We start from the raw sequence: 12,356 nt of genomic DNA, 5'->3' as shown, positions 1-12,356 counted from the left end.
ACATTTTATAAAAACTACTTAAGTAATTAAGTAGATTGACTCTGTTTCAAGATTAATCCACATTAATAAATTAGTGAATTTTAGTTCACTTTTATAATATTTTTCTTAAAGTTATGAGTGGTCATAGCTTTAAAACTCATGAAATCATAACCAATATCGTTATAGTCACGTGGTTTAAAAATCAGGACAGATTTTAACCGTGACAGAAAGCAGACAATACTAAGAATTGCAAGAGGTGGGTATGGAGCAGATACAAGGATCGGGTCTTCCACATAAAAAGGCTTCTCACCGTTTGGCTGGAATCTCCAGCATGGTAGGAACGACCATAGAATGGTACGATTTTTTTATTTATGGTGCCGCTGCGGCGCTGATTTTTAATAAATTGTTTTTCCCCAATTTAGACCCTTTAACTGGGGTATTGGCAGCTTTCGCCACCTATGCGGTGGGATTTATCGGACGACCACTGGGCGGGATTATTTTTGGACACTTTGGTGACAAAATTGGTCGTAAAACCATGTTGTTAACCACCTTGCTTATGATGGGAGTTCCGACGGTTTTGATTGGGCTGTTACCCACTTATGAAAGTATTGGTTATTGGGCAACCTTCTGTTTGGTCATTCTTCGATTTATTCAAGGTATGGCGATGGGGGAGAGTGGGGCGGTGCTGTTTTGATGGCAGTTGAGCATGCACCCGAAGGTGGTAAGGGTTTCTGGGGAAGTTTACCTCAGGCCAGTGCAGGGGGAGGTTTATTACTGGCTTCTCTTGCTTTAGGCGCTGTTTCTTTACTGCCTGAAGCTAGCTTATTTAGTTGGGGATGGCGGTTACCATTCCTTGCCAGCATTTTGCTATTAGGAGTAGGTTGGTATATTCGCGTAAAAGTGCCTGAATCACCTGACTTCGAAAAAGTGAAAGAGCAGGCGCAGGAAATTAAAGTTCCTGCTATGCAAGTCTTTAAAAATCACCCACGTGAGTTGCTGACGATTATTTTTGCCCGCGCAGCAGAAAATGCTTGGTTTTATATTGCCTCTACATTTGCCTTGGCGTATACCACCACCAAACTAGGGATTCCGCGTCAGGATATTTTATTTGCAACGATTTGTGGTGCAGGCTTAATTATGGTGATGACACCATTGTGTGGTCATTTATCGGATAAAGTCGGGCAACGAAATATGTTTATGTTTGGTCTCTTAGTCTTGGCATTATATTGCTATCCATTTTTCACCATGTTGGGCACCAAAGACCCAGTATTGGTTTGGACGGCGATTGTGTTAGGTATTGGTGTGGTTTTCCCCATTATGTATGCACCACAAGCCCAGCTATTTGCCCGTCAATTTCCGGCTGAAATTCGTTACAGTGGCATTTCCATTTCTGTGCAATTTGCAGGTGTATTAGGAGGGGGTTTAGCTCCGCTTATTGCAACTAAACTCTTGAGTATTGGCGATGGCAGCCCGCATTTAATCATTAGTTATATTGTGGGGATGGCTGTATTTGCAATCATTTGTTCTTTCTTTATGAAACCTGATCATCTCACTCGTGAACCGAACACGATAAAAGTCAAAACTGAAATCTCAGCTTAGCTACTGTAAGAAAAATTACAATTTCTCAAGTTATAAACTGCTAAACTACACCCACTCAAATTAGTGGGTGTAATTAGTTTGAGTTATAAAAATCTCACAACTGAAATCGTTTGATCTATCTTAGACACCTTGTGAATACGGTGTATTAAGCCGCGAAATCTCAGCGCATTCAAAAAAACGTAATTTAATAAATTTCTCAGTGCTTGCCATTGGGCTTAGTCGTCTCTCCCTCTAACTGACTTTGCTCAGGCTTGTACGCATTTTATATGTAGATAACAATGCAAAACGTACAAACTTTAAAGTTAAACCGTGCCACATTGATGTTTCCTTTGGCATTGGTTTTATTCGAATTTTCGGTCTATATCGGTAACGATTTAGTCCAGCCTGCCATGCTCGCGATTACCCAAGACTTTGGGGTAAGTAGTGCGTGGGCACCATCGTCTATGTCCTTTTATTTACTGGGCGGGGCTTGTGTCGCGTGGCTGCTTGGACCACTCTCAGACCGTTTAGGCCGTAAAAAAGTGTTGCTCGCAGGTGTGGCATTTTTCGTGCTGACCTGCCTCGCGATTTTACTCACTCAAAATATTGAGTCTTTTTTGGCGCTCCGCTTTTTACAAGGCGTGGGGCTATCGATGATTTCTGCGGTGGGTTATGCCGCAGTACAGGAAAGTTTTGAAGAGCGTGATGCCATTAAAGTCATGGCACTCATGGCTAATATTTCTCTGCTGGCACCGCTGCTTGGTCCAGTAGTGGGCGCGTTTATGATTGACCATGTGTCATGGCATTGGGGCTTTATTGGCATCGCCTTTTTGGCTTTTTTAAGTTGGTTTGGTTTAAAAGCCAAAATGCCTGCGACACAACAGCGTCATTCTAAAAAGCCGCTGCGTTATATTTGGGATGACTATAAAACGGTCTATAAAAATAAGACCTTTTTGGCGCTCACCTTTGGCCTACCTATGGTCGCGATGCCTTTGATGCTGTGGATTGCACTGTCACCCGTGATTTTGGTGGAAGAACTCGGCTTGAGCAGTATGCAATACGGCTTGGCGCAGTTCCCCGTCTTGGGTGGTCTCATTCTGGGCAACATTGTATTGATTAAAGTCATCGACAAAATGGCACTGGGTAAAACTGTGTTATTCGGTTTGCCTTTGATGTTCGTCGGTACGCAGTTGGTGGTGCTCGGCACCATTTTCCAAAGCTATTTCTTGCCGTTACTGATTGTGGGGATGACTTTGGTGAGCTTTGGTGAAGGCATTAGTTTTTCGGTGTTATATCGCTTTGCTTTGATGTCATCGGAAGTGTCCAAAGGGACGGTTGCCGCAGCAGTTTCCGTATTGATGATGTTTACATTCTTCTTCGTGATTGAACTGGTTCGCATGGCTTATGTGGCATTTGGTCTTTGGGCCTACAGTTTGGTCTGCCTCATTTTGATTGCACTTTGGTTTAGCTTTCCACGTGTGACCGTGAAAAAAGTGATGCAAAAACGTCTTGAGCGTGGTGTTTACTAAAATTTTATTCGCTGAATTCAGCGAAGTGCACATCATAAAAAAGCGCGCATTCATTTGAATGGGCGCTTTTTTATTAAGGCTTTAAAAAATCCTTTTTAAAGCCAGTTTTTTAAACTTAGGCTTCAGCTTGCTCAGGTTCTAATTTTTTAATTTTGGCATCAAACACAAAAGGCCCAAAAGGTAAGATTGAAGCGATCAAACCTAAAATAAACATCTTCAAAGACCATTTTTGCTTTTCACAGACCACAAACAGCACGATGAGAAACAGGATAAATAATACGCCATGGCCCATACCCACGTATTTGACTAGGATCGGGTTATCAAAGATGTATTTCATTGGCATCGCAACGAATAACAACAGTAAAAAAGAAATCCCTTCTAAAAATCCTACAACACGTAATGTCTGAATGTTCATGGTCAAAAAATCTATGAGAATGAAGCTCGAGTGTACGCAAGAACCAGATAAAAATGAACCACAATACACCCGTACATCATGAACCATTTAAAGATAGTCGTTGTGTCGTCCGTTTTATTTAATGTCTCGGGCCAGCAGTTCAGTTTTTAACTTCAGCAATTCAGGCAAGGTTTCCAGTAGTAGACTGATTTGTTTGAGGACCAAGTGTAAATTCTGACTCATTGTTTCTTGCGCATTTAAACGTTTAATCTCTGCCAGTTTCTGCTGGATGTCGAGTTCAGCTAATGCCTGCTGATGGAGTAGTAAATGATTCAGCGTATTTTGACACCAGAGCATGAGTTCCAGCACTTGCGTATCCTGCACCAATTCTCGGTGACTTCCCAAAGCAGAAATATAACTGAGTTGACTGTGGCTATATACCAAGTAGCGAAAAGCATGATGTACCAGTTCTGGGTTTGGATTGGGCTCGGTACTAAGACTGGAGATCATGTTTGCCAGTTCAGTTTGGGCATTATGCGCAGTACGACGCGCACTGCGGTAAGCCAGACTATTATTTTTACCGTGTTGATATTGCTCACAGATGGCATTGAAATAGTTGAGGGTTGCATCGGATGCTTTTTTAATGGTGTTGGAAATATTGCGGAAGTCCCAATCGGGCCAAATAAAACTCACTGCGAACCAAGCAATGGCACAACCAATGAGGGTGTCTATAATTCGCGGTAAAATAATGGCATAGCCTGCACCTTTTAAATTAAAAATCAGCAGCACCATGAGTGTTGCCATCAGGGTTGCCATGGCATATTTCTTGGAACTGAGATAGAAAAAGCACACGCCAAAAATAATGGTTAGTAGCAGTTGTCCTTCAATACTCGGCACAAAATACAGCAGCGGAATCCCTAAAACAACGCCCAAAATTGTGCCTAAGGTTCGCATTTTTAAGCGGCTTTTGGTGGCGAAATAACGCATTTGGCAAACGAATAAACTGGTGAGCAAAATCCAATAGCCATGTTGCGCAAAGGGCAGAAGCGAGATGCCATAACCTACAGCAAAGACAAAGGCGATGCGTACCGCATGTCGAAACAGTGCGGATTGGGGGGTGAGATGTTGACTGAGTTTGAGCCACAGATCATGCCAATCATGGATATCATCATCATATAAGTTGAGGTTATCAATATGCTGTTGATAACGCTGTTCTTGGCGCGATTGTAGTTCGTTGAGGTGCTGAAAACGTTCATGAACACTGTCCAAATTATTTAAAATCAGTTGTAGGTTTTTGACTTCAATATTGTGTGGATGATCTCGAACCCAGTCCTGCATGGAACTGTGTAAATTCAGCAACGCCTGAGTGGTCGTTGGATCTGATACATAGGTTTGATTGTTCAAAATACACCGTGCCAAAGCCTGACAGGCAAGGGCTTGCAGTCGAATATTTTTTTGAATACGAAAAATGAGATCAGTTCGGCTAAAGTTTTGATGTAACTGCTCATAGTGTAAATAATTAGAGCTGGCTTGTTCATGAATGTCTTGAACGAGAAAATATAGGTTGAGCCAATAAATTGTATTTTGGTTGGCGCGAGATGCTTTTAGTCGCGTCAGTAGTGAACTTTTGGTGTGGTTAAAACTTTGCACCACAGTACTGTTTTGTAGGGATAAATCGTAGAGCAGCGCTTCTACATTGTCTCGATTGTCTGGGTCGAATAGACGTGCTTTTGCGTTGAGCAAATCGGCAACTTGATTAAAACAGCGGGCTAAGTTGTCCTGAACGGCCAAGGTGGGTTTAAGAATATAAAACACAATGGCGGTACAGCCATACCACAATGCTCCCAAGACAAAACAACTAGGTTGAAAGTACCAAGCCGAATATTCACCTAGGCCAAACATACTGTATAGGGAAAGTAAAATGGTACCAAAGCTCATTGCTGCATAGCGTTGCCCCAGTGCCCCCAGTAAAATAAAACAAGCACTAGACAGTGATAAATATAAGATGAAGAAGAATTTATAAGGATGTAAAAAATCTAAAATGCTACTAACACTAAAGAACAAGATACAGACATAGGCAAGGTTTCTGAGACGAATGCTGAGCCGGTCATCGAAGTCGGTCAGGGCTGTTGCAATTGCACCTAATGTGGTCGGAACAATAAGCTGTTGTAGTCCTAAAAAATATAAACCTAAGGTTGTGCCACTCAGCACAATCAAAATTTGCAAGCAATACATAAAAATTGCATTGGACTGAAAGGACTGAAACCACTGACGAAGATTGTTCACGATGTAATAGTCTAGGCTTAGTTTTATTTTGGTTTTAGCCTGAACTTTTTTCAGGGCACTGTCAATTTAATGCGGTGCTCCATTGCATCAAAAATTCGCCTATGACAATAAAAATGCAGCGGAGCCATGCTCCGCTGCATTGTGTGTATAAGTCGAAACTTATCCACATGTGTGAGGTCAAAACACTGCTTTATTCACAGTGCAGGGGGCGATAGAGTTACTTAATCACGCCACACGCGATACGGTCACCGCCACCGCCAAGTGGTTTAGGTGTATCTGAATAGTTATCGCCACCTGCATGTACCATCACCGCTAAGCCCTCAACGTCAGCTAAACTTAAGCGAGGAGCGAGTAAATTGACTTTTGCATTACCTGCTGAGTCGACATTCAAGATTGGTAAATCACCCATATGGCCATTGAGTGGTGTGCCGTGGTTTGGCGCTTTTTCTGGGTTAAAGTGTCCCCCAGCGGCTAGAGCAGCCACAGGTTTTCCTTCTTTTTCAGCCACATCACACGAACCTTTTTCATGGATATGAAAACCGTGTGGGCCAGGTGGAAGTTGAGTCAAATTGGTTTGAATTGCTAAACCAACAGGGCTATCAATAAAACGAATGGTGCCAATTTTTTGTCCCACACCTGTAGTTGAAACAGCGTGTACATCGACGTCTTTGACCATCGTGTTGGTTTCAGTAGGTGTAGTGGTACATGCCACAGTCCCTAAACCGATTAAAGTCACAAGTGCGCTTAGTTTGAAAGCAGAAGACAACATGTTGGATCCTTTTTTCCTTAAAATTCAGAACCATTCAAACAAAGCCAGGGCTTCTGTTCAATGTTGTCCGTACAGCGTTTTTGTATCTGACATAAAAAACGCATGGTTTCATTGAAAGCATGCGTTGAAGTCATTTCACTGAACTTATTTTTTTGGCGTATCTAAAGGCTCTTCGGGTGGATCATAAGCCAATGTCGCTTTTGGCATCATTAGGGGTTCATTGACTTGTTCATGTAGCCATTCGCGCCAAATGGCTAACAGTACCGCTAGAATCACGGGGCCGACAAATAAGCCGACCATACCAAAGCTGGCTAAACCACCCAATACACCAAACATGATCAGTAAGAACGGAATTTGCGTTGCACCTGAGATCACCAATGGGCGAATCACATTGTCTGCTGTGCTGACCACACAGACACCCCACACCATCACACCAATCGCTTCAATAGTCTGCCCTTGAGAGAATAACCATAAAGACACGGCGCTATATGCCACAGGAGGGCCAAAAGGAATGAGTGCAAAGATAAAGGTCACAATGGTCAGTACCATTGGGTTTGGGACACCAGCAACAAAATAGCTCAGGCCTGCCAAGAGTGCTTGCGCAATTGCAGTCAGGCCAACCCCATAGACTACAGCACGCGTGGTTTCAGAAATAGTATCTAAATAGTGGTGGATACGTGGGCCAATCACCATCTCCAGCGCTTTACTGACCTGATTTAAAATGGTCTGGCCATCACGATAGAAGAAGAATAACGACATCACCGCAAAACAGAGTTTAAAAATATTTTTACTGATTTCACTCAGCACCAAACGACCATAATTTAAATGGCTTTGAAACCAGCCTGAGACATTTTGTACAATACTGTTCGGATCGGTGTTGATTTCTTTTAAAGTACGGGTGACTTCTTTACCAATAATGGGCAAGTCCCGAATAAATTGAGGTACATCTAAATGACCTGAGAACACTTGTCTTTGCAGTTCATAAAACAGATTACGGCCCTCATGCTGCAGCATAAAGATGGCAAAGGTCAGCGGGATGCCGACAACTAAAACCACCATACTGATCATGATGGTGGCGCTTAAGGTTGGACGCGGTCCACAGAGTTTCTGCACTGAGTGATATAGAGGCCATGTGATGTAGGCAATAATCGCAGCCCAAAGCACAGGTACAATAAAGTATTTCAGGACTTGAAAGCTCAAATAGAACAGAATAAAAATCAGTCCAAATAACAATACTTTTTGTAAGGCTGGTGCGTATCGTTGCACGGTATTCACTGCTATATCTCTAAGGTCAAAGTCATATTAACTGAAAAAAATGCGCACGAGAACGTACCCTTGGTAAGTTCTCGTGAATAACCGACTATAAATAGGGAATAGCCCCGTTTTATCTATAGCAGAATATTTTAGAACCAAGCACTTGGGTCATCGACAATGGCGTTGAGCAGCGGTTGCCATTGGCTTTGAATGGAGAGGTAATTCTTTTGTGTTTTATCAAATACACTTAAACCGTGCATTGCCAATTGGCCATACGCGGTACGTTCTGAAATCCATGCTACAGGTTGCTGTTCAATTTTCGCAAAAAAATCTTGGATGTCTTTGGCACTGGCGCTGTTGGCTTTGACCCGATTGGCCAAAAGCAAAATTTGCACTTTGCCTTTACGAATGCGTTTAATGTCTTGTAAATGTTTTAAAAAACGACGGGTACTGTCAATATCAAAAAACGAGGGTTGCAGTGGCGTCACAATCGCATGCGCTTCACTGACCAGCTGTTCGGCATGCTCACCAGACAGCGCACCCGGCGCATCGATAATTAAATATTCAATGTTTTTAGGCACTTCACCTATCGATTTCTCATGGCGCCAATCTAAACTTTGAATATGCGCCACTTGCTCTGGACGCTGTTTTAACCATTGACGAGCAGATTTTTGATTATCGGCATCGGCCAAAGCCACTTTATAACCTTTTTGTGCGAGTGCCGAAGCTAAATTGATTGCGGTTATCGTTTTGCCACAGCCACCTTTTTGGTTGGCGATTAATATCGTTTTCATGACCTTAAATGATTTTATTCTGCTCACCCCTAGCATATCATTCTTTTGTGTGTCGCATATGACACCAAACCAAAGTTGTAAGTTTAAATCTTGCTACCTGTAGCACAAAATTAGGAAAGAACCATGTCCATATGGATGGCAATGTTGATCGGTGCAGCAATTGGTGTGGTCTTGACCACCCTCATTTTAAGTCACAGCCGAAATGGACGCATCAAAGCAGAATATGAGCGCTACATTGCTGAATTAGAACTAGAGCATCAGCAGGCTTTGGCTCAAGCACAAAAGCGCAGTGTCAATACCAGTCGTGCAGTGCTCAAAGGCAAAATGGCGGAGCAACTGGCACCGATTATGCCGCAGTTTGAATACTTACCTAGTGATGCCAAGTTTTTGGGTGATCCTGTCGACTATGTGGTCTTTGATGGTTATACCGACCTGCGTGATGGAGAAGGGCGACCAGAGGACATTGAAATTGTTCTCATTGATATTAAAAGCGGTGGGGCGAGGTTAACCAAAGGACAAGTTGCCATTGCACAAGCGATTCAAGCAGGGCGGGTTCGTTTTGAAACGGTCCGCATCGACTTCGATACGATTGAATAAGCTTGATAATGTCTACCCATGAAAGCATCTTGCTTGATATAGAGCAGATGTCTTCTACATGACTATCATGACCCATCGCTTGAATGTAGCTTTTGAGCACGTGCAAAAAACATCAGTTGTCCGAGTTTCGGAATACCTTCGGCATAAAAGTAGTGTTGTTCTATCAAATTAAAACCTGCTGCTTTTAAGGCCAGTTCAATGTTTCGATTGAGATGGCAACCATCGGCTAAACGCTTTTGCACAGGTGTGAGTAAGTGTTGTAGACGCTGAATATAAAGGTTATTTGTATTTAATACATGTTCGACCACATGTAAGGTGCCACCCGGTTTGAGCACGCGTAATATTTCCGCCAAAGCCAGTTCTAGCTCAGCAATACTACACAGTGTCCATGTACTGACCACATGCTCAAGGCTCTGGTCAGCAAAAGGCAGCTTTTCCGCACGGGCTTGTACATGATGCACTTCAAATGCTGCTGCTTGTACTCGCTCTAAAGCTAAATGATAAATCTCAGGACTGGGTTCAAGGGCAAAGACAGTATCGACATTTTGATAAAAGGGTAGATTCAGCCCTGTACCAAAACCAATTTCTAATACCTCTCCCTGAATTGGCAAAAGCAGTTCGCGGCGTTTGTCCATTAAGCTTGGTACTTGCATGACCTGATTCAGGACATGCGGAAAGATGTGTTGTTGATAGTATTTATAAAGCATGATTGTTTTTGGGTCTCTGTTCTTCAGCTCTAGCCTAACTGAAAAGTTCTGTGGCTAAAAGTAGACTGCATAATTCGTTCACAATGTTACTAAGTTCATAAGCTTCTTTTCAGGAAACTGGACTAAGATGAAAATTGGTTGATATTTTCCTAGGTCGATGGGAATGAGGTTTGCAATGAAATCTAAATTTATCCTGCTTAGTTTACTCAGCAGTTTGCTGTTGCCCATCAGTGCAAGTGCCACGGTAGATTACAACATTGCCAAAGGTTTAGCGCCGACCTCTAAAGATCAATCGATTTCGGTATTGAAACCGTTTAAAGGTGATTTTCGAATTTTAGGTTCTAAAATGTATTCGGATGATGCACAAGCCAAATTCTCTCCGATTGACTACGCAGTGAGTTGGGGCTTATTTGCTGAACCTGAAATTGCACGTCATATTACCGTGAATCAATACGACCGTTATCTCAACTGGAAAATTGATCGTTTGCCTGTGCCTGCCGAGCAAGCCATGCAAATGGTGTCAAATATGCACATCATTCCAGCCAACCCTGAAATTGCTAAACAAATTAAACACGTGAAACGTGGTGATTTGGTCCGTTTAAAAGGTGAGTTGGTTGAAATTAAAGACAAAGATATGGTCTGGACCTCATCCTTAACCCCGACCGATACGGGCGATGGAGCATGTGAAGTATTTCGGGTCAGCTCAATCCAATGGATCGAACGGGTAAAGGGGTAATGTGGAAGTAGCGCTGAGTTACTTCAGCGTGCTGTTTTAATGTTTTATAGCTGATTAACACCCATATGAAGTCTTGCTCCACGTGAAACCTACTTGTCAAATCTGTGGATGCTTATAGGTGTATCAATGTTAATAGTGTTTATAAATATCTGATAATAAAATTAATATTGTATTTGTTTAAAACCACGTTCAAGTTACTTGGACGTGGTTTTTTATCTTTATTTTGCAGTTAATGCCGTACCCTCAAATTCAATACCATCCCATCCATTCAACATGAACTGACGAATATTTTGATGATCTGTTGCATCAGGTGTGGCTAAAACGGAAGCATAGTGTTCAGCAAATAGGCTTAAAGTTTGCATTTGATCGAGACCTTGAAGTTGTGCAAACGAAAACACTTTTGCGCTACCTTGGTTTTCAGTTGCCGCATTGTGCTGCAAACCATTTTTAAATGCAGTTGGTGTATGTGTATAGGCTGCTTCAATAAAAGCCAATACATCTGAAAATTTTGCTTCGCCCGCTGCAAGCTGAGCCAATAGTACTTGTGCCATGCGTCTATTTCCGACTAAATTTATGTCCACATCATACCCAAAAATTGCATGTTTGGGAGTTTTTGCCTGAGAGAAAACCTTCTGTTTTGCATGAAGAACCTATGTTAGTGATTTTGTGAATCTATGTTGCATTGGTCATAGTGCGCACTAGGGTGAAGTAAAGATATTTGGCGATCCTGAGTTCATTATCCAATGTAAAGCATGTGTGAGTTTGAATGCTGAAGTTCACTTTTGAGAGTGAGACAAGAAGATATATAAGGATCAACAACCGATGTTGAAAAACCTTGAAGTGCAAGGATTGATTCAGGTTTAATAGCGTTATAGTTGATGAACTGTGGATAACTTTGGACTTATCCATACCGCATTTTGTAAAGAATAGGATAGGTCAATGAATTGGATCTTGGTGGCAATGGGGGGCGGAATAGGGGCCTGTTTACGCTACGGTGCAGGATTATGGTTGTTTAAACCGAGTATGAGTTTTCCATGGCTGACATGGTGGATCAACATCATCGGTTGTTTTGCTGCGGGTATTTTCTTTGCTTTTAGCCAGAAGTTTCCAGTACTACAACAAGAAGCACGTTTATTTTTGATGGTGGGCATATTGGGCGGTTTTACGACATTTTCTAGTTTTGGCCTCGAAACTTTTCAGTTATTTAGACAGGGACAAACAGTGCTGGCTTTGAGCTATGCGCTGTCGAGTTTAGTGGTGGGCGTCATCGTGCTTGGGATCGGATTTTATCTGTTGGATAGTGTGCTTAAACATTAAGAAAAAAGCTGGTCAAAATAGGAACCAGAAAAGAACGCATAAAAAAGAAGCCTAAGCTGGAGGAGGTCTTAGGCTTCTTGATATCTTTACTATAACGCGTATAGCTTAAAGAAAAATGAAATTATTGTGAGCGTTTGAAACGCGCGAAACGTTTATTGAAGCTTGCAACACGACCTTCATTACTGGTTTGACGTTGTTCACCTGTATAAAACGGATGTGAAGCACTTGAGATATCTAAACTGACGTAAGGATAAGTCTTGCCTTCATACTCACGAGTTTGATGACTTTGTAAGGTACTGCCGATCACGAAAAACGCGTCGGCATTGGTGTCGTGGAACAGGACTTCACGATACTCTGGATGAATATTGGCACGCATAGACTTCTCCTTAAATGCATTATTTTGAAATGTTATAATA

The 12,356-nt window shown here is 42.2% G+C and carries 12 protein-coding genes and 1 pseudogene; 5 read left to right on the top strand and 8 right to left on the bottom strand.

The window, feature by feature from the left end; all coding sequences use genetic code 11:
* The first annotated feature begins 241 nt into the window (after positions 1–241).
* Together PTT44_RS14175 and craA are read left to right on the top strand one after the other, a co-directional pair.
* A pseudogene (locus PTT44_RS14175) lies at positions 242–1,578 on the top strand (MFS transporter).
* Between the two features lie 278 nt (positions 1,579–1,856).
* Entirely contained in the window at positions 1,857–3,086 is a 1,230-nt protein-coding gene (gene craA / locus PTT44_RS14170; RefSeq protein WP_168158639.1) for a chloramphenicol efflux MFS transporter CraA, read from the top strand.
* Positions 3,087–3,201: 115 nt separating this feature from the next.
* Here the strand turns inward: craA and PTT44_RS14165 are convergent, their stop codons facing one another.
* The 5 genes from PTT44_RS14165 to PTT44_RS14145 all read right to left on the bottom strand — a co-directional run bounded on the left by PTT44_RS14165 (position 3,202) and on the right by PTT44_RS14145 (position 8,583).
* The gene (locus tag PTT44_RS14165; RefSeq protein WP_004977999.1) at positions 3,202–3,501 is read right to left on the bottom strand and encodes a DUF3817 domain-containing protein; all 300 of its coding nucleotides are present in this window, start codon (positions 3,499–3,501) and stop codon (positions 3,202–3,204) included.
* 114 nt (positions 3,502–3,615) lie between these two features.
* Positions 3,616–5,766, bottom strand: a complete 2,151-nt coding sequence (yccS, locus tag PTT44_RS14160) for a YccS family putative transporter (protein WP_168158638.1) — start codon at positions 5,764–5,766, stop codon at positions 3,616–3,618.
* A gap of 217 nt (positions 5,767–5,983) precedes the next feature.
* Complete coding sequence (gene sodC, locus PTT44_RS14155; protein ID WP_159127901.1) at positions 5,984–6,535, bottom strand: superoxide dismutase family protein; 552 nt, start codon at positions 6,533–6,535, stop codon at positions 5,984–5,986.
* A 144-nt stretch (positions 6,536–6,679) separates the two neighbouring features.
* Positions 6,680–7,801: an AI-2E family transporter gene (locus PTT44_RS14150; protein WP_168158788.1), complete on the bottom strand. Its 1,122-nt coding sequence runs from the start codon at positions 7,799–7,801 to the stop codon at positions 6,680–6,682.
* 137 nt (positions 7,802–7,938) lie between these two features.
* The gene (locus PTT44_RS14145) at positions 7,939–8,583 is read right to left on the bottom strand and encodes a ParA family protein (protein ID WP_148825413.1); all 645 of its coding nucleotides are present in this window, start codon (positions 8,581–8,583) and stop codon (positions 7,939–7,941) included.
* Positions 8,584–8,706: 123 nt separating this feature from the next.
* On the opposite strand from PTT44_RS14145, the gene PTT44_RS14140 reads away from it, so the two are divergent.
* On the top strand, positions 8,707–9,180 hold the full coding sequence (locus PTT44_RS14140) for a Holliday junction resolvase-like protein (protein ID WP_005401318.1): 474 nt from the start codon (positions 8,707–8,709) through the stop codon (positions 9,178–9,180).
* 65 nt (positions 9,181–9,245) lie between these two features.
* Here PTT44_RS14140 and PTT44_RS14135 read toward each other — a convergent pair whose 3' ends face one another.
* The gene (locus tag PTT44_RS14135) at positions 9,246–9,887 is read right to left on the bottom strand and encodes a class I SAM-dependent methyltransferase (RefSeq protein ID WP_094148673.1); all 642 of its coding nucleotides are present in this window, start codon (positions 9,885–9,887) and stop codon (positions 9,246–9,248) included.
* 175 nt (positions 9,888–10,062) lie between these two features.
* On the opposite strand from PTT44_RS14135, the gene PTT44_RS14130 reads away from it, so the two are divergent.
* On the top strand, positions 10,063–10,623 hold the full coding sequence (locus PTT44_RS14130; RefSeq protein WP_058870379.1) for a hypothetical protein: 561 nt from the start codon (positions 10,063–10,065) through the stop codon (positions 10,621–10,623).
* A 218-nt stretch (positions 10,624–10,841) separates the two neighbouring features.
* Here PTT44_RS14130 and PTT44_RS14125 read toward each other — a convergent pair whose 3' ends face one another.
* Positions 10,842–11,174, bottom strand: coding sequence for a HopJ type III effector protein (locus PTT44_RS14125; protein ID WP_168158637.1), 333 nt, complete (start codon positions 11,172–11,174; stop codon positions 10,842–10,844).
* Positions 11,175–11,562: 388 nt separating this feature from the next.
* Here PTT44_RS14125 and crcB point away from each other — a divergent pair, with 388 nt between their 5' ends.
* A complete protein-coding gene (crcB, locus tag PTT44_RS14120) occupies positions 11,563–11,940 on the top strand; it encodes a fluoride efflux transporter CrcB (protein WP_168158636.1) in 378 nt (125 codons plus the stop codon).
* 121 nt (positions 11,941–12,061) lie between these two features.
* On the opposite strand, the gene PTT44_RS14115 is transcribed toward crcB, so the two are convergent.
* Positions 12,062–12,316, bottom strand: a complete 255-nt coding sequence (locus PTT44_RS14115) for a type B 50S ribosomal protein L31 (RefSeq protein ID WP_004691406.1) — start codon at positions 12,314–12,316, stop codon at positions 12,062–12,064.
* Positions 12,317–12,356 lie beyond the last annotated feature (40 nt).

Origin of the sequence: Acinetobacter sp. Gutcm_16 (assembly GCF_028649355.1) — a bacterium.
Classification (GTDB): domain Bacteria; phylum Pseudomonadota; class Gammaproteobacteria; order Pseudomonadales; family Moraxellaceae; genus Acinetobacter; species Acinetobacter johnsonii.
This window is presented reverse-complemented; position numbering and strand designations above follow the sequence as displayed.

What these genes read in the sequence shown, in the direction of transcription:
- craA (WP_168158639.1), top strand. Translation starts at nt 1,857, where the DNA reads ATGCAAAACGTACAAACTTTAAAGTTAAACCGTGCCACATTGATGTTT.
- PTT44_RS14165 (WP_004977999.1), bottom strand. Translation starts at nt 3,501, where the DNA reads ATGAACATTCAGACATTACGTGTTGTAGGATTTTTAGAAGGGATTTCT.
- sodC (WP_159127901.1), bottom strand. Translation starts at nt 6,535, where the DNA reads ATGTTGTCTTCTGCTTTCAAACTAAGCGCACTTGTGACTTTAATCGGT.
- PTT44_RS14145 (WP_148825413.1), bottom strand. Translation starts at nt 8,583, where the DNA reads ATGAAAACGATATTAATCGCCAACCAAAAAGGTGGCTGTGGCAAAACG.
- PTT44_RS14140 (WP_005401318.1), top strand. Translation starts at nt 8,707, where the DNA reads ATGTCCATATGGATGGCAATGTTGATCGGTGCAGCAATTGGTGTGGTC.
- PTT44_RS14135 (WP_094148673.1), bottom strand. Translation starts at nt 9,887, where the DNA reads ATGCTTTATAAATACTATCAACAACACATCTTTCCGCATGTCCTGAAT.
- PTT44_RS14130 (WP_058870379.1), top strand. Translation starts at nt 10,063, where the DNA reads ATGAAATCTAAATTTATCCTGCTTAGTTTACTCAGCAGTTTGCTGTTG.
- PTT44_RS14125 (WP_168158637.1), bottom strand. Translation starts at nt 11,174, where the DNA reads ATGGCACAAGTACTATTGGCTCAGCTTGCAGCGGGCGAAGCAAAATTT.
- crcB (WP_168158636.1), top strand. Translation starts at nt 11,563, where the DNA reads ATGAATTGGATCTTGGTGGCAATGGGGGGCGGAATAGGGGCCTGTTTA.
- PTT44_RS14115 (WP_004691406.1), bottom strand. Translation starts at nt 12,316, where the DNA reads ATGCGTGCCAATATTCATCCAGAGTATCGTGAAGTCCTGTTCCACGAC.